The sequence below is a fragment of the Rothia sp. 27098_8_27 genome (assembly GCF_041432805.1).
GTDB classification, from domain to species: Bacteria; Actinomycetota; Actinomycetes; order Actinomycetales; family Micrococcaceae; genus Rothia; species Rothia mucilaginosa.
Genome location: NZ_JAPWAJ010000001.1, coordinates 806,360 through 830,543, shown reverse-complemented (window position 1 = coordinate 830,543; position 24,184 = coordinate 806,360). Strand labels below are relative to the sequence as shown.

Sequence of the window (24,184 nt, the reverse complement as noted above, 5' to 3'; positions counted from 1 at the left end):
ATGGTGACGTGCCTTGTCGGGTGCGTATCCAGCGGCAGAGGGAATGAGCCACAGAGGGAATGGGAGAAAGCCCACAATCTTTGAAGTTTCACTTTAAAGAACATTAGACTATATAGTTCAAAGAATCTTAGACCAGGGCTCAAAGTATCTGGGGTCATGAAACACCCCAAGAAATATCCCCTAGATGCTCATATACAGCGTTCTACCCGGTACGACTTTTGGGGTAGAGGCTAAGCCTTTAACACTCAGGACAACCAAACATGGCATTTAATCTTTTCAAGGGGATTCGTGTGTCCAAAACCGACCAGAATCCTCCCTACGAATCTTTTCTGGAAAGTCGCGGCTTCCGCCCTGAAATCCAGGGTCTTCGTGCGTTCGCAGTACTGCTTGTCGTGATCTACCATGTGTGGGTGGGTAAGGTGTCCGGCGGAGTGGATGTCTTTCTCTTCATTTCCGCATTCCTGCTTTCGCTTTCCTTCATGCGGAAAATCAATGAGGGTAAGCCCCTCAAGCTCCTGAACTACTGGACGCACGTGTTCACCCGCCTGCTGCCCGCAGCGTCGGTCGTGATTCTGCTGACCCTCGCCGGTAGCTTCCTGGTGCTCTCGCCGACCATCTGGACTGACCGTGCCGTGGACGCGCAGGCTTCCCTGTTCTACTGGCAGAACTGGAACCTGGCGAATAACTCGGTAAACTACTTCGCCTCCAACACCGGCGGTAAGTCGCCCTTCCTGCACTTCTGGTCCCTGTCCATTCAGGGTCAGATTTTCCTGCTCTGGCCGGTTCTTTTTGCTATCACCGCGCTGCTGGTGAAGAAGGTCCGTATCAAGCCGGTACCCGCCGCCGTACTGGTCTTCGGCCTGGTCTTCTGCGCATCCTTCGCGTTCTCCGTATGGGAGACCAAGAACTACGCCGCATACGCCTACTTCGATACCCGCACCCGCTTCTGGGAGTTCGCGGTCGGTACCCTGCTCGCCATCATGACCCTCAAGTGGAAGCCCTCTCATGTGGGTACCCGCGTGGTTATGGGCTGGATTGGTACCATCGGTCTGATTACCTGCGGTGCCGTGCTACCCGTTGAGAAGGCATTCCCCGGCTTCCTGGCGCTGTGGCCGATTCTCTCCGGCGCACTGGTCATTATTGCCGGCCGCACCGATCACAAGTTCGCGATTGACCGCCTGCTGACCTCCAAGCCGCTGCTGAACCTAGGCAACATCTCCTACGCCCTGTACCTGGTGCACTGGCCCATGCTCGTGCTGTACAGCGCCGCCGTGGGTAAGCCGCGCGTCTCCTTCCTCGAAGGCACCGTGCTGATTGCTGTATCGATTGGTCTGGCGTGGCTTCTGAACCGCTTCGTGGAGAAGCCCCTGCGCTCGGCGTCCGATAACTTCCTGCCGGCGCTCGCCTCCAAGCTGAAGCTGCAACGCCCTTCAACCTCCTACTCGGCATGGGCGGGTAACGTCGCTTTCGTTGTTGCGATTCTTGCCCTGGCGGCACCGACTGTGCTCGGTACCCGAGCGTGGGCTGAACAGCGTGACGAGCAGGTCATCAATAGGGCGATGGCTAGCGTCCAGAATGATGTCGACACTTACCCCGGTGCGCGTGCGCTATCGCCCGATAAGGAGCTCGTCGAGGCTGACCCCATCCCGAAGAACGCTACTATTGCTAGTCTATTCGTCCCCTGGGATACCGGCTGTAAGGGCTCTTATGTTCTGACTAATGAACAATTGGACATTAGCTGCGGCTACACGAAGAACGCTTCCGATGATGCGCCTCTCTTCGCCATGGTGGGAAGCTCTCATGCCCTGCAGAAGACAGAAGCTCTGAAAGGCATTTCTAAGCAGGTGGGTGCTAATCAGCTGAATCTGTTGCTAACCGGCTGCCCGTATCCTTTCACCCAGCCCGAGAATACGGTGAATGGGTTCATGAAGCGTTGCATCCCCTTCACTGAGGATGCGACCGCTGAAATTTTGGCGGCCAAGCCCTCCACCGTATTTATCATTTCGACCACTACTGCCGTAACCGCCGAGGGCGAAACCGTAGACCCCGGTCTGGACGAGACTTTGCGCAAGCTTACCGACGCCGGTATTCAGGTCATTGGTATTCGCGACAACCCGCGTTTTGCCTCCGACATGTACATGTGTGCGATGAAGGCGAAGAACATCGATGACTGCTCTGAACCCATCGAAGTAAAGTACGGTGAGGACCCTGCCGCCCCGATCTTCGCCAAGTACGCTGACCGCGGCGCCTACCTGATTGACCTGAAGGACGTGTACTGCCCCGACGGTAAGTGCTCGGTTCTTCAGGGCAACGTGTACATGTACGCTGACTCGAACCACCTGACGAATGTCTACGAGACAACCCTCACGGACATCATCTATGAGCGTGCCCTTGCCGCTGGTTGGGATCCGAAGGGAACCGCCAATAAGTAAGTAGCCCATCTGGTTGGCTCGCATATGTGTTGAATACAAAGCCCCCTTTCGCCGCGTGAACTGCGCCCCGTGGACTTTGAGTTAACGAGGGAATTTGGTTAGGAGGCGGATGCGAGTTTTAGTTTTACCAGGCGAACGGTCGCCGCGCCCGAGTACGGGGGTGGTGTGAGCGGAGTAGAGTAAAACCTATGACTTCTTCACCTGAACACACACCCGCTGACACTCACGCACCGCGCTACCTGCTCGTCTCCCGCGAAGGGGAAACCCTCCTCAACGATGACGGAACCCTGCACTACCTGACCGGTAACGATACTGCCGAGCCGCTGACCGAAGAGGCTATCCTTGCGCGCAGTGTAATTCGCCCCGCCGCCTACGGTGCTGACGCCCAGAAGAATAGTGAGGCAGAGGTGCACGTGCTCTACTGCGAGGATGAAACCCTCACGCAGGTCGCCGCCGACCTGAACACCCCTCGGGTGCGCGCCTCCACCAGTGGTTTCCGCTACTACCCGGTGCACGAGGACCCGGAAGGCCGCGCCCACTACGCCACCGCCCTGGCACGCCGCGACTACCTCATCGACATGCGCTACTCCGCCTACAGTGGCGAGGAGGCACCCCTCGGCTCCAAGGGCATCCGCCGCACCGCCTCCGGCGAGCTGGTGTTCCCCCGCATTGAACCCGCCGTGATGGCGCTGGTGACCAGCCGCGACGGCGAGCGCGTGCTGCTGGCGAATAACCGCCAGTGGCACCCCAACCGTTTCGCCCTCATCGCCGGTTTCGTTGACCCTGGCGAGAACCTCGAAGAGGCAATCGCTCGCGAAGTCTACGAGGAGACCGGCCTGCACACCCTCAGCACCGAATACCGTATGAGTGATGTGTGGCCTTTCCCGCGCTCGCTCATGATTTGCTACCGGGCGCGCGTGGATGAGAACGAACCCATCATCCATCACGACGGTGAGATTCGTGCCGCCCGCTGGTTTACCGCCGCTGAGTTGCGTGAGGCGATTGCTATTTCGGAGGAGCGCGGCAATAGCGACGAGGATGACCCCGCCAAGCTGGAGTTGCCCGGCACGAACGCTGTCGCCCGCCGCATGCTTGATGAGTGGCTCGCCGAAAAGCCCTAGTGATACACTGGTAGCTAAGCCCAACGGAGGGGGGTCCGTTTTGGCGTGCCCGGAAATGCTCTCATCGCAGAGCGGTTCCACCGGCAAACACTCCAACCGGCAAACACCCCCAGATACCTATCTGAAGGTACTGCCCCGTGACCCCCGCGCCTTCTAGAGCGCACCCGCTGGCAAGACTATCCCCTAGATTTAAGCGAGAAACTTAACGCATGTCTGAAAACACCGCTTCGCGCCCCGACCTTCGCAATGTGGCCATCGTGGCACACGTTGACCACGGCAAGACCACCATCGTCGACGCGATGCTGCAGCAGACCCACGCCTTCTCTGCCCACGCAGATGTTGAAGACCGAGTCATGGACTCCGGCGACCTCGAAAAGGAAAAGGGCATCACCATTCTGGCGAAGAACACCACCGTGTTCTACAACGGCCCTTCCGCCAACGGTGAGACCATCACCATTAACGTTATTGACACCCCCGGCCACGCCGACTTCGGTGGCGAGGTGGAGCGCGGCCTGTCCATGGTTGACGGCGTTGTGCTGCTCGTGGACGCATCCGAAGGTCCGCTGCCCCAGACCCGCTTCGTGCTGCGTAAGGCACTGGCTGCTAAGCTGCCCGTGATCCTCGTGGTGAACAAGGTTGACCGCCCCGACTCCCGTATCGACGAGGTCGTTGGCGAGTCCATGGACCTGCTGCTCGGCCTGGCATCCGACCTGGCGGACGAGGTTCCCGACCTGGACCTGGACGCTGTGCTGAACGTTCCGGTAGTGTACGCATCCGGTAAGGCTGGCGCTGCATCCCTGAACCAGCCCGCAGACGGCCAGCTGCCCGACAACGACGACCTTGAGCCGCTGTTCAAGACCATCATCGAGCACGTGCCCGCCCCCACCTACAACCCGGACGAGGTTCTGCAGGCACACGTGACCAACCTGGACTCCTCCCCGTTCCTGGGTCGTCTGGCACTGGTCCGTATCTTCAACGGCACCCTGAAGAAGGGCCAGACCGTTGCGTGGGCACGTCACGACGGTGAAATCAAGAACGTCCGCATCTCCGAGCTGCTGGCTACCAAGGCTCTTGAGCGTGTTCCCGCAGAGTCCGCTGGCCCCGGCGAAATCGTCGCAGTGGCAGGTATCGAGGACATCACCATTGGTGAAACCCTCACCGACGCTGAGAACCCCAAGCCCCTGCCGCTGATCAAGGTGGACGATCCCGCGATCTCCATGACCATCGGTATTAACACCTCCCCGCTGGCTGGCCGCGTCAAGGGCGCAAAGGTCACCGCACGTCAGGTGAAGGACCGCCTGGACCGCGAGCTGATCGGTAACGTGTCCATCAAGGTTCTGCCCACCCAGCGTCCGGATGCGTGGGAAGTTCAGGGTCGTGGCGAGCTCGCCCTGGCTATCCTCGTGGAGCAGATGCGCCGCGAAGGCTTCGAGCTGACCGTGGGTAAGCCCCAGGTGGTTACCAAGACCATCGACGGCAAGGTCTACGAGCCCATGGAGCACATGATCATTGACGTGCCCGAGGAGCACCTGGGCGCTGTCACCCAGCTGATGGCTGCGCGTAAGGGCCGCATGGAGAACATGTCGAACCACGGTACCGGTTGGGTCCGTATGGAGTTCGCTGTTCCCGCACGTGGTCTGATTGGTTTCCGTACTCAGTTCCTTACTGAGACTCGCGGTGCCGGTATTTCTTCCTCCTACTCGATTGAGCACGAGCCTTGGGCTGGCGACATTGAGTACCGCACCAACGGTTCGCTGATTGCTGACCGTGCCGGCGTGGTGACCCCCTACGCGATGATTAACCTGCAGGAGCGTGGCACCTTCTTCGTGGAGCCCACCTCTGAGGTGTACGAGGGCATGATCGTTGGTATGAACTCCCGTGCAGACGACATGGAAGTTAACATCACCAAGGAAAAGAAGCTGACCAACATGCGTTCTTCGACCGCGGACAACTTCGAAAACCTGACCCCGCCGAAGAAGCTGACCCTGGAGGAGTCCCTCGAGTTCGCTCGCGAGGACGAGTGCGTTGAGGTGACCCCCGAGGCGATTCGTATCCGTAAGGTCATCCTGGACTCCAACGAGCGTGTGCGCGAGTTCCGCCGCCGCGCCCGTGCGAATGACTAATACTGCGCGAACTAATAGCGCGTTAGCGACTAGCCTGCTGTAGCGGGTGCTGTCGTTGCGTAAGAACCGCCGCTACCTTTCACATGGAAGGTAGCGGCGGTTCTGTTTAACCCTCAGGCACGTTCGGGAAGTACCGGAGGGGTAGGGCGGAGAGAAGAACAAGGAGAGCGGAGCGCTTTTGTTTTCTGCCTAAAACTGCTTCCGAAAAGCCTGAACACCCCGCGCTGTACATGCGAGTGTGTAAGATAAAATAATGCGCCTGCACGGTGGCGGCACCCGTCCGCTACTCAACGTCTGCTGATCAACGATGTAAATTGCCGGCGCGATTTGACCGTCTAAGAAACCCAACCCTGCGTATGAGAGGGAAAGCCTGTGTCTGAAACCGAGAACACTCAGCCTGATTCTGCGACCCCCAGCTACCCTACGCAGGGTGAGCGTATCACTCCCGGTTCCCGCCGTGACCTGCTGCCGAATAATTACGATGCGAAGAAGGCACGCATCCTGTTTGTGCACGCACACCCGGACGACGAAACTTCCTCAACCGGCGCGACCATGGCGTACTACGCGCAGAAGGGCGCTGAGGTGTATCTGCTGACCGCTACCCGCGGTGAGTTGGGCGAGGTCATCCCCGAGGAGCTGCATCACCTGGAGGTCGGTAAACCCGGCTGCCGTGATAACGGTGAGGCGCTGGGCGAGTACCGCACCGGTGAGCTTGCCGGCGCTATCAAGGCGCTGGGTGTGAAGAAGCAGTTCTTCCTGGGGCAGGAACCCGCCGTTGCGGAGGGCACGTTGCCGCTGTACCGTGACTCCGGCATGGCGTGGGGCCCGGAGGGTAAGCCCGTCGCCAACCCGGTGGCGGCGGCTGATTCGTTGACCGCGCAGCCGCTGGAACCACAGGCTCAGGCGCTGGTTGCCGCTATTCGTGCCCTCACCCCGGATGTTCTGGTCACCTACGATTCGGACGGCGGCTACGGTCACCCCGACCACGTGCGCGTGTACGAGATCGTGCACCGCGCCCTGCAGATTCTTGAAGATGACGAGGACCGCCCGATTCTCACCTGGGGCATTGAGGGTGAGTTCGATACGGCGGATCAGCGTCTGCAGGCTGCTATTTACGGTGATGGCACCGCCAAGCGTAAGGCAATGGAGGCGCACCGCACCCAGATTACGGTGGTGGACGAGAAGACTTTTGAGTATTCGAATAAGGTGCCGCAGAAGATTTCTGCCGTGGAGACTTTCCGTGTGCTCGACGGTGACCCGACCGCGACCGTGCACCCGAAGCCGCAGGAGGCTGGTCTGGTGGCGGGCGTTCTGACCGGCTCGATTCTGGGCATTTTTGCCGGTATCGCCGGCTCGATTTACCATGCCTGGGTCGTGTACGCGGGCGATACCGCCCTACCGCTGGGCCTGCTGGTGGCGTACCTGACGGTTTTCTTTACCGCCCTGTGGTGTGCCCTGTCGTTGCGTCGCGGCTACGCGGCGGCGGTCGTGGCTGTTGCAGTGTTCGTGACCGTGTACGTGCTCGGTTACGGTCGCCCCGATTCGCCGTTTGTTCTGGTGAACCCGGGCCATTCGGCGATTGGCTTCTACGGTGCCCTGTGGTGGTTTGGTGCCCCGGTTGCGGCGATGCTGGGCATGCTCGTGTACACGCGCGCTCGCGTGAAGGACGCGCAGTATTTCTCGCCGCGTGCGGCGCATCAGCGTGCGCGCGCTAAGAAGTAGCTTGAAGGCTATTACTATGTCATAACGTGGGGGAGGGGCGTTCCGGTCTGCCGGGGCGCCCCTCCTGCTGTTTTGGGCGCGGCACAGTTGCTGTCTTCTGCACCCGCCGGACAGAGGCCCGGATAGCGGAAAATAGGGAAGAAAATTTATGCGTTATTCGGTGAATTTAGCGGGGTTGAAATAGCGGCGACCTCATCAAAAAATTCATGTGACGAAGATTTCATTTTTGGCTTAATCTATTTTTAAAAGCCAGCCGACTAGTCGTAATGCAAATAAATACCAGGTCAGCCTAGCCTAAAAAATACCCCCACAAACCCAATGACCCACTGTCTGATACACCACGAAAATACTGTTAAACAGTCAGCGCGCGATAGACTATACACAGACTTCCCCGCCGGGTACCACCTACTCGGCGGTTTACTCTGTAGATTTTGCCCTGCAGCAGACGACCCGCAGACCGGCGGGCACGGGGCGAACAGCTTCTAGAAAGGCACACCAATGACCTACGTAATCGCGCTTCCCTGCGTGGATGTCAAAGACCGCGCATGCGTTGAAGAATGCCCCGTCGACTGCATCTACGAAGGCGAACGCACCCTGTACATCCACCCGGATGAGTGCGTGGACTGCGGCGCCTGCGAGCCCGTCTGCCCCGTAGAAGCAATCTACTACGAAGACGACGTCCCCGAAGAGTGGAGCGAATACGTCAGCGCCAACGCAGACTTCTTCGACGACCTGGGTTCCCCCGGCGGCGCAGCAAAGCTCGGCCCCACCGGCAAGGACGTGCCCTTCATCGCGGCGTTGCCCCCTCGTGGCGAGTAATCCCTGCGGCGAATAATAGCGACAACCGCATAGACTGACCGCACCCGCTAACGGGTGCCAAGAGCCTCTATCACAGCACCCGGTGCCCACGCACCGTCTAGGCGCTGGAATGGAGGCTCTTGCTGTAGGCACGCCAGCGCGCGGACGCTAGACTAAAATGACGAAAACTATTCCCAAGCAACCAGGTGACACAATGACTTACGGCCTGAACCTGCCCGAATACCCCTGGGAGGCGCTTGCCCCCTACCGCGCAACCGCGGCCGCCCACCCGGACGGTCCGGTGGACCTGTCCATCGGCACCCCGGTCGACCCGACCCCGCAGAACATTCGTGAGGCGCTGGCTGCCGCCTCCGACGCACCCGGCTACCCGACCACCCACGGCACCCCCGCCCTGCGTGAGGCTATTGCTGAGTGGTTTGCGCGCCGCCGCGGTGTGACCGGTCTGAGCCCGGAGGCGATCATGCCCACGGTCGGTTCGAAGGAACTCGTGGCGTGGCTGCCGTTCCTGCTGGGTCTGGGCCCGGGCGATGTGGTCGTGTACCCGCGCGTTGCGTACCCCACCTACGATATGGGTGCCCGCTTTGCCCGCGCCGAGTCCGTGCCCGCCGATAGCCTGGATGAGCTGGACGCTGACACCCGCAACCGTGTGAAGCTGATTTGGGTGAACTCCCCGGCGAACCCGAACGGTGTGGTGCGTACCGTGGAGCAGCTGCGTGAGGTTGTGGCGCAGGCGCGTGAAATTGGTGCCGTGGTGGCATCTGACGAATGCTACGCGGAGCTTGGCTGGGGTGCTTGGGATGAGGCGCGCGGCGGTCAGCCGGTGCCGTCCATCCTGGATCCGCGCGTGTGCGATGGCGACTTCACCGGCCTGTTTGCGGTGTACTCGCTGTCGAAGCAGTCGAACCTCGCCGGTTACCGTGCCGCGTTCATCGCCGGTGCTCCCGAGCTGATGCCGAACCTGATTAATAGCCGTAAGCACGCCGGCATGATTGTGCCCGCCCCCGTGCAGGCCGCCATGATGGTTGCGTTGGCTGATGAGGCGCACGTGGCGGCTCAGAAGGACCTGTACCGTGCCCGCCGCGAGGTACTGCAGGAGGCGATTGCCGCCGCCGGTGGTCGCATTGAGGACTCTGAGGCTGGCCTGTACCTGTGGACCACTTTCGGTGAGTCCACCTGGGATTCGATTGGGCGCCTGGCGGAGCTGGGTATTATTGCTGGCCCCGGCGTGTTCTACGGCGAGGACGGCGAAGGCTACGTGCGTATCGCCCTGACTGCCTCTGATGAGGCGGTGGCGAAGGCAGCTGAGCGTCTGAAGGCATCTGCATCTAAGTAACGTTGCCGCTAAGTAGTCCCGACAGGCATGTAGCTTCGGTAGCTGTGTAGCTCCAGCAGCTAACTAGCCCGCATAGCAGAAAGCCCCTGCACCCTCCCAAAGGGGAGTGCGGGGGCTTTGCCGTATCCGCTGATTGTCGTTGGCTGAGGAGCCAGAACGAGAAGGGCTACTTGCGGTCGCCGGGCAGAACGAACATCTGAACGGTCGGCGGGTTCGGGTTATCCAACGCATCCGGAATCAGGTTTCGGGTCACCTTCGCGGAGGTGCGCGACGCCAGCCTGTCCGTAATGCCGGTTGCTACAGCCGTCAGCACGAAGTTCACCGTCACGAAGAGTGCCGCCGCCAGAATCAGGGTCTGCAGCACGTTGCCGTCACCGGAACCGATACGGCGCGCCGAGGCCAGCAGCTCCGGGTAGGAGATGATGTAACCGAGTGCGGTGTCCTTCAGAATCACTACGAACTGGCTGAGCATCGAGGGCATCATTGCGGTAAACGCCTGCGGAAGCAGGATCCGAATCAGCGTCTGGGTCGGGGTCAGACCAATCGCAAGACCCGCCTCGCCCTGGCCGCGAGGAAGCTGCTTCACGCCCGAACGCAGCAGCTCAGCAATCACCGAACCGTTGTACAGGGTCAGACCAATCACCACGGCGATGAAGGGCAGCTGAGCAGGCGGAAGACCGCTGTACTTGCCCAAAAAGAGCCAGAAGAAGATCATCATTATCAGCACCGGCACGGCGCGGAAGAACTCCACCACCACGGTGCCGAACCAGCGGATAACGCGGTACTGGGAGAGTCGAGCAATACCGAAGACCACACCGAACGCAACCGAGGTAACCACCGAAACCGCTGCCGCCGACAGGGTCGAGGCAAGGCCCGGCAGGTAGTAGGAGCTCCAGGCGCGGGCGGTGAACAGGTCAGTCCACTTTTCTGCCTCCAGCTGCCCCTTCTGACCCATCACGGTCAGCACATACACCGCAAATAGTGCAAAAAGGACTCCAGCAACAATGTTGAAGATGCGGATACGACGCTGCGCAATAGGACCCGGCTCATCGAAAAGCACCGAAGAAGCGGCGCGGGTGTCATTACTGATAAAAGGGTTTTTCATCGCTTCACCGCCAGCTTACGGGATGACCAGGTGGTCAACGCACCAATGGGAACAACAATAATGACGAAGCCCATCGCAAACATGATGAAGATAGCGAGCACCATGTTCGCGTCGAACTCAATCATAGATTTCATCAGCCCGGAGGCCTCCGCCACCGACGCGACCGAGGCGACAGTGCTGTTCTTCGTCAACGCAATCAGAGTATTGCCGAGCGGGGTAATGGCACCGCGTAGAGCCTGAGGGAAAATCACCAAGCGGGCGGTGTCGAAGAAACCCAGACCGATAGCGCGTGCCGCCTCAGCCTGACCCTTCGGCACGGTGTTCACACCCGAACGAATCGCCTCGCAAATAAACGCCGAATGGTAAATCGACAGGGCAATGACCGCGTACACGAAGAAATTCGTGTCGAAATCGTGCGAGAAGGAGAGCTGGAACTGCGTCCACACACCCAAAATGGCAAAAGTCATCATGATGGTGAGCGGAGTATTACGGACAGTATGCACATAGGCGGTGCCCACCCAGCGCAGGGACGGGACGGGGCTGATGCGCATGAGCGCCAGCACAGTACCGAGAACGAACGAGCCAAGAGCCGCCCAGAAGGTCAGCTGAATATTGGTCATGAAGGCGCCAACCACATCGTACTTGGACAGGAGGGTGCCGAGTTGGTCAAAGAATGACATTCGTGAACCTCTCTAGAGACCTAGGCGCAGGAGGTGCCCAGGTGCGGCGGGTTGGTTTCGGTGTTGTAGTGGTAGCCGGTGCCTTCGGTGTACTTGGTGATGAGTTTCTCCCAGGTACCGTCGGCAACCATCTCGTTGATGGCGTTGTTCACGGCTTCGCACTTGTCGGTGCCCTTGGGCAGACCCACGCCGTAGCGTTCGGTCGTGAAGGGGGAGCCGACCACTCTCAGCTTGCCCTTGTTCGCTTTGGTGGCTGCCAGACCGGCGAGGGTAATGTCGTCGGTGGTGACGGCGTCCACCACGCCGCCGTTGAGGGCGACCACGCAGTCGGAGTAGCTGTTCTGCTTGACCAGGTTCACGTTCTTGGCGAACTTGTCCTGCACCTTCTGGGCGCTGGTGGAGCCGGTGACGGAGCAGAGGTTCTTGCCGTTGAGGTCGTCCGGTCCCTTGATGTCGGTGTTGTCGGCACGCACGAGCAGGTCCTGACCTGCGGTGTAGTAGGGGCCTGCGAAGTCCACGGTCTTCTTGCGGCTTTCAGAGATGGAGTAGGTCGCAAAAATCATGTCTACCTGACCGGTGTTGAGCATGTTTTCGCGGTTAGCGGCGGGGGATTCGACGAACTCAATCTGCTCTTCGGAGTAGCCGAGCTTGCCGGCGACGTAGCGTGCCACCTCCACGTCGAAACCGGTGTAGGTGTTGCCGTCCTGGTAACCGAGGCCGGGCTGGTCTACTTTGATGCCGATGCGGATCTTATGGTCGCTGTCTGCGCTGGAGCATCCGGCGAGGACGCCGGTCAGAGCGAGGGATACTGCTGCGGCGAGTGCCGCGAGCCTACGTGAATATTTTTGCATGTCGGTCCCTCTGCTTTAGTGGTTGATGATCTTGGAGAGGAAGTCCTTGGCGCGCTCGCTCTTCGGGTTGGTGAAGAACTCGTCCGGGTGCGCCTCTTCGATGATCTCGCCGTCGGCAAGGAAGACGATGCGGTCTGCCGCCTTGCGGGCAAAACCCATCTCGTGGGTCACCACGATCATGGTCATGCCTTCCCTCGCGAGGGAGACCATGGTGTCGAGCACCTCGTTGACCATTTCGGGGTCGAGCGCGCTGGTGGGTTCGTCGAAGAGCATGACCTTGGGCTTCATGGCGAGTGCACGGGCGATGGCGACGCGCTGCTGCTGACCGCCGGAAAGCTCTGCGGGCATCTTGTGCACCTGGGAATCCACACCGACCTTCGCGAGCAGGTTCATGGCTTCTGCTTCTGCCTCTGACTTGGACATTTTGCGGATTCGGCGGGGCCCAAGGGTTACGTTATCGAGGATGTTCTTGTGCGCGAAGAGGTTGTAGGACTGGAAAACCATGCCGACTTCGGCGCGGAGCTTGGCGAGTGCGCGGCCTTCTTCGGGTAGTTCTTGTCCGTCAATGGTGATGGATCCGCTGGTGATAGTTTCGAGGCGGTTGATGGTTCGGCAGAGGGTGGATTTGCCGGAACCGGAGGGGCCGAGGAGGACGACGACCTCACCTTTTCCCACGGAAAGATTGATGTTCTTCAGAACGTGGTTGGTGCCGTAGTACTTGTTGACGTTGGCGATTTCGATGAGGTTTTTCTGCGCTTCGGGAGCTGCCTGTGCGGACATTTTGAACCCTTTCACGTGAGGTGCGTCTATGATGCGGGTTGTCTGTATGCTGAGTTTTCAGCTTACGCCTCAGACGGTTTCCTGTCTGCAAAATATTCACTTTACTGGGTAAGCAATGTGAATTTTTAAGCATGAATGCATAGTTATAGTATTTTTGACGTAAAAATATGGGTAAAAAACACCCCATCTTCACAAAAGGCTCTGACTAGGGAATATATTCTTCCCTTTCTCTACGCACTCACGAGGTGTCAAACGCCTTTGGGGAGGTAGTCACGACTTGGTAAAAATTTCGAAAAAAGCGCAGAAAAGTGCCCGATAGGTGAGATAACACCTATCGGGCACTCTTCAACACCCCTCACAAGGGGCTAAAACAGCTTAGGCTTCGTAACCGTTGGGGTTGTTCTTCTGCCAGTTCCAGTGGTCGCGAACCATGGTCTTAATGTCGCGGCTAGCGCTCCAACCCAGATCCGCCAGAGCAGAGGAAGGATCAGCGTAAGAGACCGCAACGTCACCGGGGCGACGATCCACAATCTTGTACGGCAGCTCCTTACCGCACGCCTCCTCGAACGCGTGCAGAACCTGCAGAACCGAGTAACCGTTACCGGTACCCAAGTTCCAAGTGTGCAGGCCGCCGTGCTCAGTAATGTAGTTCAGCGCCTTCAGGTGGCCATCAGCCAGGTCAACCACGTGGATGTAGTCGCGCACGCCGGTACCGTCAACGGTCGGGTAGTCGTTACCGAAGACGTTCAGGTGCTCGCGGCGACCCACAGCAACCTGCGCGATGAAGGGCACCAGGTTGTTCGGGATGCCCGCCGGGTCCTCACCAATACGGCCGGACTCGTGCGCACCAACGGGGTTGAAGTAACGCAGCAGAGCAATGTTCCACTTGGGATCGGAAGCAGCCAGGTCAACCAGCATGTCCTCAATGTGCTCCTTGGTGCGGCCGTAGCAGGACTGCGCATCCATGTTCATCTTCTCGATCAGAGGCATGGACTCGGGCTCACCGTACACGGTAGCGGAGGAGGAGAACACGATGGAGTGGCAGTCAGCCTCGTCCATTGCGTACAGCAGGTTCAGGGTGCCAGCCACGTTGGTCTGGTAGTACCACAGCGGCTTCTCTGCGGACTCGCCCACAGCCTTCAGACCCGCAAAGTGAATCACAGCGTCGGGGCGAACCTGCTTGAAGAGAGCCTTCATGCCTTCGAGGTCGAGCAGATCAACCTTGTGGAACTCGGGGGCGCGGCCAGCGAGTTCAGCGACGCGCTTGAGGGACTCCTCGGAAGAGTTCGCGAGGTTATCCATGACGACGACGTCGTGGCCTGCCTTGAGCAGTTCAAGTACAGTGTGGGAGCCGATGTAGCCGGCGCCGCCGGTAACGAGTACCTTCATGATGTCCTTTCGGGCTTTATATATCCGGAAAAAGTGCTCCGGATGGGGGACAAAAGCTGTTGAGCTGTATCTAATGGTACAGCTGTGCATGGGGTGTAAGTACTGCGGGACACTGTGCGCTTGTGCACTCTGGTGTGAGCATGTGGGAAGCGTTCTTTAGGTGTGTCGCCACTCGCCCCCACCTCGCTGTATAGTTTGCGTCTAATCCCACCAGAAATACCACTGGCGGCTCTGGTGAATAAACTCCGTCAGCTGCTCAAAATCCTCAAACACCTGGAACGGAAGATCGGAACAGAATGCGAATTGCTCGACCGCCACCTTCTTCGCCTCGACCGGGTCTGCTACGGGGCGTTCCACCAGAAACTCCAGGCAGTCAGCACCGTCAAGAGCCGCCGGGATGGCACCGTACTTTTCACGCCAATAGTGGGTGAATGCCAGCTGCGTTTGAGCGTCCGGGCAGTCATTCCAGCCGCCGAAGGGCAGGTACGCGGGAATATCGGCGGGGTCATCGGTCGGAATCTGTAGCAGGAGCATCTCGCCTTTCTCTTCTTCATCCAGGAGCTCATAGCAGAGTAGGGCGGAAAGAGTCGGGGCGTCATCTTCGGGCTCCTCATCGGGCAGAAAATCGGAGCTCATAAACTCGTCGACAAGCTCGTTGAGGTTGAAGTCGTCCGGGTCGTCCTCGTGAGTCTCTTCGCCATCGTCCATAACCTGGCGCAACTGCTGAGCAATGGCGGCGCTACCGTACTCTTCGGCGGAGGCGCCACCACGGGCGGTACGGTAACGCTGCAGGACAGCACGAGTGTAGGCGCTCACCTGCTCGGGGGTTAGAGTCTCAACATCGTCGATAATGTCGTGCTCAAGGGATACCGCAATGACCATGCTTTCAAGCACCGTATCGTTTAGGTTCAGGAAGAAGGGGACGAACCCCTCCGCGCGCCCCAGCTTAGCCAGCTCATCGTAACGAGCCATGGCATCAGCGGCAGGAGCGCCCACCGCAATACGCTCGTGCGGGTAGGGGAAGAGGCGCGTAAAGTGCCGGTAGGTTTCGCTCATCGTCGACTCTGACTTAGTTGATTCAGGCATCTGAGTTCCTCTCTGAACTGTACAAGTGGTCAGTCATGGCGGGTACGCTGTACCCGGTACTACCAGCCTAGCGAAAGCCCGAGCCGTATGCCCTGAAAACGGTCATCGTAGCCGCCGCGGATTCGCGCCCAGCCTGTAAGAGCGGCGGACGAGGGAACACCGGGCGCAGAAAAGGGGCCGGGATGCTTCACACATCCCGACCCCTAAAGCCGATCCCTAAAGTTCGCGGGCCGACCCCCAACGTTCGCAAGGGCAACCAGCGCTAGTCCAGGTGCAGACTAGTCCAGGTGCAGACTAGTTCAAGTGCAGACTAGTTCAGGTGTAGCGCCTCGTTCAGCTCCACGGTGTTCTTCGCACGCGGCAGAACCTCAATCGCGCCGCTGATCGAATTGCGGCGGAACAGCAGATTCGACACGCCGGACAGCTCCGCAGCCTTCACCACGCGCGCCTCCTGACCGGGCAGCAGAACACTCACGCGCGAACCAGCGGTCACATACAGGCCAGCCTCAACCACGCAGTCATCACCCAGGGCAATACCGATACCGGACTCCGCACCCAGCAGAGAACGCTCACCAATAGAGACGCGCTGAGTGCCACCACCGGAGAGGGTACCCATCGTGGAGGCGCCGCCACCCACATCCGAGCCGTCGCCCACCACAACGCCCTGAGAAATACGGCCCTCAACCATGGAGGTGCCCAGGGTACCGGCGTTGAAGTTCACGAAGCCCTCGTGCATCACGGTCGTGCCGGACGCCAAGTGCGCACCCAGGCGTAGACGGTCACCGTCGCCAATACGCACGCCGGCGGGAACCACGTAATCCACCAGGCGCGGGAACTTATCAATGTGGCTCACGCTCAGGTGGCCCAGCTTGCGCAGACCAATCGCCAGCTTCTGGAACTCGGCGGCAAGCACCGGGCCGTGGTTGGTCCACGCAACATTCGCCAGGGTGCCGAACAGACCGTCCAGGTTCAGCTCGTTGGGGCGAACCAGAGTGTGCGAGAGCAGGTGCAGACGCAGGTACGCGTCGACCGCATCTTCGGGTGCCTCATCCAGGTTGATGGATGCGGTACGCACCTCGGTGCGGGCATTGCGCGCCGGGTGCTCGGCGGCCAGTTCCTCCAGCTCGTCCGCGATGGACAGGTCGGGGGTCTGGGTGAGGGAGGGAGCGGGGAACCAGGCATCCAGGACGGTGCCGGCGTGCTCGCCAGAGACAACAACATTGACCAGTGCAACGCCGGAGGCGTAACGGGGAGTGTTTTCAGACATGCCTCCCATTATAGTTTTGGGGGTGAGAGCCCCTTCAAGACCGTCTCATATGCTCGATATGGGCGTTGTGGGCGCGGGTGTGTGTACCGGGGAACCTGTAAGGTGGAAGGATGAGCGTTTCCCCGAATATTTCTGAGCGTCACCCTGTACCGCAGCCGCCCCTGAACCTGGACGTGTCCATGCCCGAGCTGACGCGTGCCCTGCTGGATTACGAGTCGGTTTCCGGCAATGAGCAGCCAATTGCTGACGCCGTGCACATGGCGCTGTCGTTCTGCCCGCACCTGCAGTTGACCCGTGACGGGGATGCCATTATCGCCCGCACCGAGTTCCCGCCGTTGCCCGGCGTTGAGGGGGAACGCACCCGCATTATTCTTGCCGGTCACCTGGATACCGTGCCCCTGCCCACCGTTGAGGGTTCGCTGGGTACCGTGCCGTCCACGGTGCGTGAAGAGGACGGCCACAGCGTGCTCTACGGTCGCGGCGCCACCGACATGAAGGGCGGCGTTGCGGTTCAGCTGAAGCTTGCCGCCGAACTGACCGCGCAGGACACCGACTACAACCTGACCTACATCTTCTACGACAACGAAGAGGTCGCCAGCGAACTCTCCGGCCTGGCGCGTCTGATCTGCAACCACGGCGAGCTCATCACTGACGCAGACTTCGGTGTGCTGCTTGAACCGACCAACGGCACCATTGAGGGCGGTTGCAACGGCACCATGCGTTTCTTCGTGCGCACCCGCGGCCTTGCCGCCCACTCGGGTCGTGCATGGCGCGGCGAGAACGCAATTCACGCACTGGCACCGGCGTTGGCGGCGCTCGCCTCCTACGAACCGAAGACTATTGCGGTGGAGGGCCTGGACTATCGTGAGGGTCTGAACGCGGTGCAGATTTCTGGTGGTGTTGCCGGTAACGTGATTCCTGATGCGGCGGCAATGCACGTGAACTACCGGTTTGCCCCTGATAAGACCCTGGATGAGGCGGTCGCCCACGTGCGTGAGGTCTTCGCCGGATACGAGCTGGATTTTGTGGATCTTTCCCCGGCGGCTCGCCCCGGCCTGGACACCCCGCTGGCGGCTTCCCTGATTGAGGCGGTGGGACAGGAGCCTCAACCGAAGTACGGTTGGACGGACGTGGCGCGCCTGAGCGAGATCGGTATTCCCGCGGTGAACTTCGGCCCCGGTGACGCTCTGCTGGCTCACACCGATAACGAGCACGTGAGCTTTAGCCAGCTGACCCGCTGCCACGCCGATTTGCGTGCCTGGCTGCTCAGCGACCGCGACGAGGACTAGCCGCGGCGCTAACTCTGTTGGTGCTGATTCTGCCGGTGCTGGCGCTACTATTTGAATTTAGGTGACCGTCAGGGGTTGACGGTCCTGCATGATATGAGATTGACATGAACTTTCTTCTGATTCTGCTTGCCCTGCTGATTTCGGGCATTGCGGTGCTCTCCGTTGTGGCGCTCTCCGGTGAGCGTGCCGTGCCCGGTGCCGCGTTCTTCAGCGGCGTGGGCCGTGACGGTTTGGGCACCTTTGACCGTGTGGAGGATTTCGGCTTTATCGCTCCTCTCGTCGGTGCACCCGAAGATGACAAAGCACTCGAGAACGCACCCGCCGCGGAGGCTGCCGCTTCGGCTACAGAATCTGCTGATGCTAACGCGGTTGCCGCTGAGCCGGTTCGCCGCGGTGCGGTTCCCCTGTCTGATGATGCGGAGAGCACCTTGAGCGCGCATGACTTTGTGGAGAAGCGAAAGAACCCGCAGGCTGAGGGGAACTAACGCCCGTGAGTGTTTCGCCTGAACGTAATAGTGCTTCCCCCGCGTATTCTCCTGTGCAGGGTGCCGCCACCCCCGCCTCCGGCGAGGAACGGAGCGAGTCCTTTGATGAGCTGCTGACCTGGGCGTACACCGCCGCCGGTGAGCGCCTGCACCGGGTGGGGGAGCGTCTGCGTGCCCTGCCCGCCTGGCTGTCCGTACTGCTAATTTACGGTCTGTCCCGACTATGGGGCTTCATCGTGTTTGCCGTGGTCGGTCAGCAGCAGCTGCGCAGCCCGTGGGGTCAGCATCTGGATTATTTGTCGTTCATTAGCATCTGGGATGCCGGCTGGTATGAGCAGATCGCGGTACAGGGCTACCCGAGTGAGCTGCCGGTGAATGCGGCGGGTGTGGTTCAGCAGAATCAGTGGGCTTTTTACCCGATTTTCCCGCAGCTTTCCGGTGCTATTAGTCGTGCGACGGGCATCGGGTACTACCCGGTGGCGGCGACGGTTGCTCTGATTGCCGGTTTCGCGGCGGCGTGGGTGATTTACCTGCTGTTTGAGGCGTCGTTGAAGGCGACCGGTTTCACAAGTGAGGAGTCGCCTTCTGCCCTGTCTATGTGGGCTGTGGCGTTGGTGTCGTTCTTGCCGGTGGCGCCGGTGCTTCAGGTGCCGTATGCGGAGTCGCTGAACCTGGTGTTCCTTACCGGCGCGCTGCTGTGCCTGGTTCAGGGACGCTACGGCCTGCTGGTTCCTGTGGCGGCGTTGGCGTGCCTGTCCCGCCCGGTGGGTGTACCCCTGGGCGCGGCTGCCGGCCTGTGGTGGTTTGCGTGCTGGGTGCGTTCGAGCCGCCAGTCGGGTATGGGTGCGGCGTTTGTGCGTCATCTGGGGCAGCTGGTCAGCGCCTTGGTGGTGTGTGCGTGTGCGCTGGTGTGGCCTGCGATTGCGTGGTGGGCTACGGGCCGTGTGGATGCGTACACCGCCACGGAGACGGCGTGGCGCGGTACCCATTTGGCGCCGATTCAGCCGTGGCTTTCGCAGGGGTACCTGTACTTTGGGTATGCGGCTCCGGTGCTGCTGACTCTGCTGATTTTGGGCTTTATTGCTCTGTGTTTGAGCCCTCTGGCGCGTAGGGTTTTGGCGGCTCCGTTGAACCTGTGGTGCCTGAGCTATTTTGCGTATTTGATTCTGTTTTTGAATCCGCAGTCGTCGACGTTCCGTCTGTTGTTGCCGTTGTTTCCGCTGGTGATTGTGGTGGCGGCGGCGAGCCGTTCGCGGGCGTATCGTTGGGCGTTGTTGGTGGCGGATGCGTGTGCGCAGTGGGGCTGGGTTGGCTGGCTGTGGCATTGGAAGCAGCTGCCCGGCGGTGGAGACTACCCGCCGTAAACCGAATATCGTGACTGGAGACCGCCGGTGTGCTGCCGGCGGTCTTTTGCGTTCGGGAGGCGGGCGTGTTTGCGGTTGGAGCCGCAGCGTTTTAACCCGGCGGTGGAGACTACCCGCCGTAAACCGAATATCGTGACTGGAGACCGCCGGTGTGCTGCCGGCGGTCTTTTGCGTTCGGGAGGCGGGCGTGTTTGCGGTTGGAGCCGCATCGTTTTAACCCGGCGGTGGAGATTATCCGCCGTAAACCGCTGATGTGGCGTTCTTAGCCGTGGGCGCAATGCCCTTCCGCGGTGCTGTAGCGTACGCCTTCTGCTTGTCCAGAGCTTAAAGACACGTCCAGAAAGCGCCGCGGGTTCGGCGGTGCTGGCTCGGAACTGATAATCTATATTCTGTGTTTGGTATTAGTGGCACCGAGTTGATTATTTTGGCCATCATCACGTTTGTGGTGATTGGCCCCGAACGCATGCCCGAATACGCCCGCCAGATTCGTGAATTCGTCAAGACTGTGCGCCGCATGGCGTTCGACGCGAAGGACGACTTCAAGGAAGCCCTGGGCGAGACGGGTCTGGAAGATATTAACTGGCGCCAGTACGACCCCCGCCAGTACGATCCGCGCGTGATTGTGAAGCAGGCATTCGCTGAGGATGACGCCGAGCGTGAGCGTGAGGCGAAGGAACGTGAAGAGGCGCTGCTGAAGGAGAAGGAAAAGTCGGAGAGCCGTGCTCTTCCGCGAGGCGCATACGCCCCCTTCGACGTGGACGCAACCTAAGATTTTGAATAGATAAGAACCCCGCACCGTGATGGTGCGGGGTTCTTTCTATTCTCAGCTGTTTGGCCGTCAGCTTCTAGACGCTCAATCTCTAAACGAAGAGCGGCAGGTTCTGACCCGCCCTCGACTCGCCCGACTGCAGCAGCTGCGAGGCGATGGACTGGATTTCTTCTGCGGTGGCGGAGTCGGGGTGACCCCACACGACAGGCATGCCATCGTCACCGCCGGTACGCAGGTTCACATCCAGCGGGACGGAACCGAGCAGCGGTACCGGGTAGGAGAGCGCCTCCGAAAGACGCTCAGCGAGCACCTGACCGCCGCCAGAACCGAACATGTCGAGCACGGTACCGTCCGGCAGGGTCATGGCAGCCATGTTCTCCACCACGCCCACGACCTTCTGACCGGTCTGCAAGCTCAGGGTACCGGCACGCTCCGCCACATCCACCGCGGCGTGCTGCGGGGTGGAAATGAGCACCAGCTCCGCATTCGGCAGCAGCTGAGCCATGGAGATGGCAATATCGCCGGTGCCAGGCGGCAAATCGAGTAGCAGCACATCCAGGGCGCCGAAGTGCACGTCCATGATGAACTGCTCCAGAGCACGGTGCAGCATGGGGCCGCGCCACGCCACCGGCTCGTTACCCTTGAGGAACATGCCGATAGAAATCACGCGAATAAAGCCGCCGCTGACCTTCTGCTCACCCCAACGCTGGGCGGGGGCGGGCACATCCACGGTCGGCGGAAGAATCAGGTCATCCAGGCGGGTCGGGGCGTCGGTAATACCCAGCAGACCCGGGATGGAGAAGCCGTGCACATCCGCGTCAATAATGCCCACCGCAAGCCCGCGCGAAGCGAACGCGGCGGCAAGATTCGCGGTCATGGAGGACTTGCCCACACCGCCCTTACCGGACACCACACCGAACACGCGGGTCAGCGAACCGGGCGCGGTAAACGGATTGGAACGCTCCGGCTTGAGCATCGAACGCAGGGCGGAACGCTGCTGCGGGTCCATCGCACCTACCTGCAGCTGCACACGCTCAACACCCTCAACGGTGGCGGCGGTGTCACGAACCTGCTGCTCGATGGTGTTCTTCAGCGGGCAACCCTCAATGGTGAGTAGCACCGTGACCTCCGCCCAGTGGCGGCCGGGAATCGGCTCACCGTGCTCATCCAATTCAGGATGCACGAGTGCAGTCTCCACCATGCCCAGCTCCGTAATGGGGCGGCGCAATTCGGGATCCTCGACGCGGGCAAGAGCCGCGTAGAGCGCATCCTGCAGGGGCGAATTAGCGGTCACGGGCGCCTCCCTCACGGGTGCGCTCTGCCTGCTGCTGTGCCTGCTGGGATTCGCGGCTCTGAGGCTGGCTCAAATCGCCTCGGTGGGGATCCTGTGCGGAGTCCTTCGCAGGGCGTTCAGCCTTGTCAGAAGCCTTATCGGTACCGTTCTCGGTACCCTCGGAGTTCTTGCCTTCAGAGCTCTTTCCCTCAGCGCCCTGCTCCTCGGCGTCCTTCTCCTCGCCCTCGGAGATATCGATATCGTCGATAGCCTCCTCCAGGTCCTCAATGTCCTCACTGATGTCCTGCAGCTGCTCGGCGTGACGCTCCTGCTCCTGCGCAATGTTCTGCAGTTCCTCAAGAATGTCACGCAGCTCGCTACGGACGAAGTCACGGGTCGCAACCTCACGCAGAGCAATACGCAGCGAAGCAATCTCGCGGGTCAGGTACTGGGTCTCCTCCAGGTTCTGCTGGTCACGCTTACGGTCCTCAGAGGCCACCACGCGGTCGCGGTCATCCTGACGGTTCTGCGCCAACAGCAGCAGGGGAGCAGCGTAAGAAGCCTGCAGGGACAGCATCAGGGTCAGCAGGGTGAAGTTCAGGCTACGCGGGTCGAACTGCATCTCCTCCGGCGCCAGGGAGTTCCACGCCAGCCACACGCCACAGAAAATGGTCATCCACATCAGGAACTGCGGGGTACCCATGTAGCGTGCGAAACCCTCGGTCATGCGGCCGAAAGCATCCGGGTTGGGGCTCGAGAACAGCTTCGGCTTGCGGGTGCCGGGGGTGCTCAGCTGCGAGTCGCTACGCTGCGGGCGGGAGTCGCCGCGCTCGCGGTTGCGTTCAGCGTACTTCTTCTCCAGGCGGTCCTTGAGGATGCGCGCCTTATCGATGCGGGGGTTCTCTTCGGTACGGTTTGCGTCGCGGCGGTTCGATTCAGGCAAAGCGTCGTCCTACCTTTCGTACGGGAGTTCCATCATCGTAAGTGCGCCAGTCTTCGGGCAGGAGCGCATCGAGCACGTCGTCGATGGTCACTGCGCCTACCAGGCGGTGCGATTCGTTCACAATGGGAACGATGGTCAGGTCATAGGTCGCCAGCACGCGTGCCAGCTCTTCCAAACTTGCCTGGTCAGAGACAGGTTCAGTGTCGGTATCGAGGATGTGACCAATCGGCTCACTCGGCGGCACACGCAGCAGCTTCTGCATGTGCACCAGACCCAGGTACTTGCCGGTCGGGGTTTCCAGGGGCGGGCGGGTCACCATGACGGCAGCCGCCATCGCCGGAGGAATCTCCTCGGCGCGGATGTGCGCGAGCGCCTCCGCAACGGTCGCCTCCGGGGAGAGGATAATCGGCACCGGGTTCATGAGCGAACCGGCGGTACCTTCGTCGTATTCGAGCAGTCGACGCACGTCGTCTGCTTCGTCGGGTTCCATGAGCTCGAGCAGCTTTTCACGCTGGGCATCGTCCAGTTCGATGAGCAGGTCGGCGGCGTCGTCCGGTTCCATCTCTTCGAGGACCTGCGCGGCACGCTCGTCGTCCAGGTGCGACAGAATCTGCACCTGGTCCTCGGCAGGTAGCTCCTGCAGAACGTCCGCGAGGCGTTCATCCTGCAGCTCGGCGGCGATTTCGACCATGCGCTTATCGCTCATCTCGTGGATGGCGTCCGCAAGGTCGGCGGGCTTGGAGTTCTCGTGGTTCGCGACGAACGCGGTTGCCGCCTGCGGTTCCACGTCGGTGGAGAGCACCGCCTCGTCCCAGTCGACGATGAGGGTCTCCTTGGAACGGCGGCGCCACGTGCTGGAGGAGGAGCTGACGCGGGAAACGAACAGCTCGGTCACGCCCCAGTCGCCGTTGCGGCGCTGCTCAATCGCGACGTCCTCAATAACGGCGTCGCCGCTGCCGTCGAGCAGACGCACGCGGCGGTCAAAGAGCTCACCCACGATGAGAGTCTCAGAGTTGCGCTGTTCAAAGCGGCGCAGGTTCACCAGGCCGGTCGAAATGATCTGTGAAGCGTCGATACTTCGCACACGGGTCATGGGCATGAACACGCGTTTCTTGCCGAGCACCTCAACGATGATGCCGACAACAATGGGTTCGGTGCCCTTGGCGGGGCGGGCGCCCGCAATGGATGCGCCCAGGCCGCGTTTGAGCACGACGACGTCTCGGAGACGGCCGAGGCGGTCACCGAAGGGGTCAAAAACGTCGAGGCCCAAAAGGCGGGCAATGTAAATCTTGCTGGGGGTGCTGAACTTCGAATTGCTCACCTCTCTAGGGTACGCCCCGCCGCGGGGATTCG

Annotated in this window: 20 protein-coding genes; 10 read left to right on the top strand and 10 right to left on the bottom strand. The window is 60.5% G+C overall.

Annotation, left to right across the window (positions count from 1 at the left end):
- The first annotated feature begins 260 nt into the window (after positions 1–260).
- From O3675_RS03080 to dapC, 6 genes are all read left to right on the top strand, one after another.
- Complete coding sequence (locus O3675_RS03080; RefSeq protein WP_371570901.1) at positions 261–2,432, top strand: acyltransferase family protein; 2,172 nt, start codon at positions 261–263, stop codon at positions 2,430–2,432.
- Between the two features lie 188 nt (positions 2,433–2,620).
- Positions 2,621–3,553, top strand: a complete 933-nt coding sequence (nudC, locus tag O3675_RS03075) for an NAD(+) diphosphatase (RefSeq protein WP_371570899.1) — start codon at positions 2,621–2,623, stop codon at positions 3,551–3,553.
- Positions 3,554–3,762: 209 nt separating this feature from the next.
- Positions 3,763–5,676, top strand: coding sequence for a translational GTPase TypA (gene typA, locus O3675_RS03070; RefSeq protein ID WP_314360219.1), 1,914 nt, complete (start codon positions 3,763–3,765; stop codon positions 5,674–5,676).
- A gap of 372 nt (positions 5,677–6,048) precedes the next feature.
- Positions 6,049–7,398 (top strand): PIG-L family deacetylase, encoded by a 1,350-nt coding sequence (locus tag O3675_RS03065; RefSeq protein WP_102033400.1) that lies wholly within the window; start codon positions 6,049–6,051, stop codon positions 7,396–7,398.
- A 498-nt stretch (positions 7,399–7,896) separates the two neighbouring features.
- On the top strand, positions 7,897–8,217 hold the full coding sequence (gene fdxA, locus O3675_RS03060; protein WP_005505213.1) for a ferredoxin: 321 nt from the start codon (positions 7,897–7,899) through the stop codon (positions 8,215–8,217).
- A gap of 193 nt (positions 8,218–8,410) precedes the next feature.
- Positions 8,411–9,550, top strand: a complete 1,140-nt coding sequence (gene dapC, locus O3675_RS03055; protein ID WP_371570896.1) for a succinyldiaminopimelate transaminase — start codon at positions 8,411–8,413, stop codon at positions 9,548–9,550.
- A gap of 166 nt (positions 9,551–9,716) precedes the next feature.
- Here the strand turns inward: dapC and O3675_RS03050 are convergent, their stop codons facing one another.
- The 7 genes from O3675_RS03050 to dapD form a co-directional block, all read right to left on the bottom strand.
- Entirely contained in the window at positions 9,717–10,655 is a 939-nt protein-coding gene (locus O3675_RS03050) for an amino acid ABC transporter permease (RefSeq protein WP_371570894.1), read from the bottom strand.
- Positions 10,652–11,335, bottom strand: a complete 684-nt coding sequence (locus tag O3675_RS03045; protein ID WP_049327621.1) for an amino acid ABC transporter permease — start codon at positions 11,333–11,335, stop codon at positions 10,652–10,654. The genes O3675_RS03050 and O3675_RS03045 overlap by 4 nt, the downstream gene beginning before the upstream one ends.
- A gap of 20 nt (positions 11,336–11,355) precedes the next feature.
- Positions 11,356–12,186 carry a glutamate ABC transporter substrate-binding protein gene (locus O3675_RS03040; RefSeq protein ID WP_070633829.1) on the bottom strand — a complete coding sequence of 277 codons (831 nt, stop codon included), beginning with the start codon at positions 12,184–12,186 and terminating at the stop codon, positions 11,356–11,358.
- 15 nt (positions 12,187–12,201) lie between these two features.
- Positions 12,202–12,966, bottom strand: a complete 765-nt coding sequence (locus tag O3675_RS03035; protein ID WP_049337287.1) for an amino acid ABC transporter ATP-binding protein — start codon at positions 12,964–12,966, stop codon at positions 12,202–12,204.
- A 375-nt stretch (positions 12,967–13,341) separates the two neighbouring features.
- Positions 13,342–14,355, bottom strand: coding sequence for a UDP-glucose 4-epimerase GalE (gene galE, locus O3675_RS03030; protein WP_005508490.1), 1,014 nt, complete (start codon positions 14,353–14,355; stop codon positions 13,342–13,344).
- Between the two features lie 201 nt (positions 14,356–14,556).
- Positions 14,557–15,441, bottom strand: a complete 885-nt coding sequence (locus O3675_RS03025) for a DUF4253 domain-containing protein (RefSeq protein ID WP_371570890.1) — start codon at positions 15,439–15,441, stop codon at positions 14,557–14,559.
- Positions 15,442–15,751: 310 nt separating this feature from the next.
- On the bottom strand, positions 15,752–16,717 hold the full coding sequence (gene dapD / locus O3675_RS03020; protein ID WP_049337291.1) for a 2,3,4,5-tetrahydropyridine-2,6-dicarboxylate N-succinyltransferase: 966 nt from the start codon (positions 16,715–16,717) through the stop codon (positions 15,752–15,754).
- A 101-nt stretch (positions 16,718–16,818) separates the two neighbouring features.
- Here dapD and dapE point away from each other — a divergent pair, with 101 nt between their 5' ends.
- From dapE to O3675_RS03000, 4 genes are all read left to right on the top strand, one after another.
- Positions 16,819–17,997, top strand: coding sequence for a succinyl-diaminopimelate desuccinylase (gene dapE / locus O3675_RS03015; RefSeq protein ID WP_060824498.1), 1,179 nt, complete (start codon positions 16,819–16,821; stop codon positions 17,995–17,997).
- A 104-nt stretch (positions 17,998–18,101) separates the two neighbouring features.
- A complete protein-coding gene (locus O3675_RS03010) occupies positions 18,102–18,482 on the top strand; it encodes a hypothetical protein (protein ID WP_005505239.1) in 381 nt (126 codons plus the stop codon).
- Between the two features lie 5 nt (positions 18,483–18,487).
- Positions 18,488–19,846 (top strand): hypothetical protein, encoded by a 1,359-nt coding sequence (locus O3675_RS03005; protein ID WP_371570887.1) that lies wholly within the window; start codon positions 18,488–18,490, stop codon positions 19,844–19,846.
- Between the two features lie 391 nt (positions 19,847–20,237).
- Positions 20,238–20,615: a twin-arginine translocase TatA/TatE family subunit gene (locus O3675_RS03000; protein WP_005505243.1), complete on the top strand. Its 378-nt coding sequence runs from the start codon at positions 20,238–20,240 to the stop codon at positions 20,613–20,615.
- Between the two features lie 91 nt (positions 20,616–20,706).
- Here O3675_RS03000 and O3675_RS02995 read toward each other — a convergent pair whose 3' ends face one another.
- From O3675_RS02995 to O3675_RS02985, 3 genes are read right to left on the bottom strand one after another with little or no spacing between them, the layout of a single operon-like run.
- A complete protein-coding gene (locus O3675_RS02995; RefSeq protein WP_371570885.1) occupies positions 20,707–21,909 on the bottom strand; it encodes a P-loop NTPase in 1,203 nt (400 codons plus the stop codon).
- Positions 21,899–22,831, bottom strand: a complete 933-nt coding sequence (locus O3675_RS02990) for a DUF1003 domain-containing protein (RefSeq protein WP_371570883.1) — start codon at positions 22,829–22,831, stop codon at positions 21,899–21,901. The genes O3675_RS02995 and O3675_RS02990 overlap by 11 nt, the downstream gene beginning before the upstream one ends.
- Positions 22,824–24,152 (bottom strand): magnesium transporter MgtE N-terminal domain-containing protein, encoded by a 1,329-nt coding sequence (locus O3675_RS02985; RefSeq protein WP_049337302.1) that lies wholly within the window; start codon positions 24,150–24,152, stop codon positions 22,824–22,826. The genes O3675_RS02990 and O3675_RS02985 overlap by 8 nt, the downstream gene beginning before the upstream one ends.
- Positions 24,153–24,184: the final 32 nt, after the last annotated feature.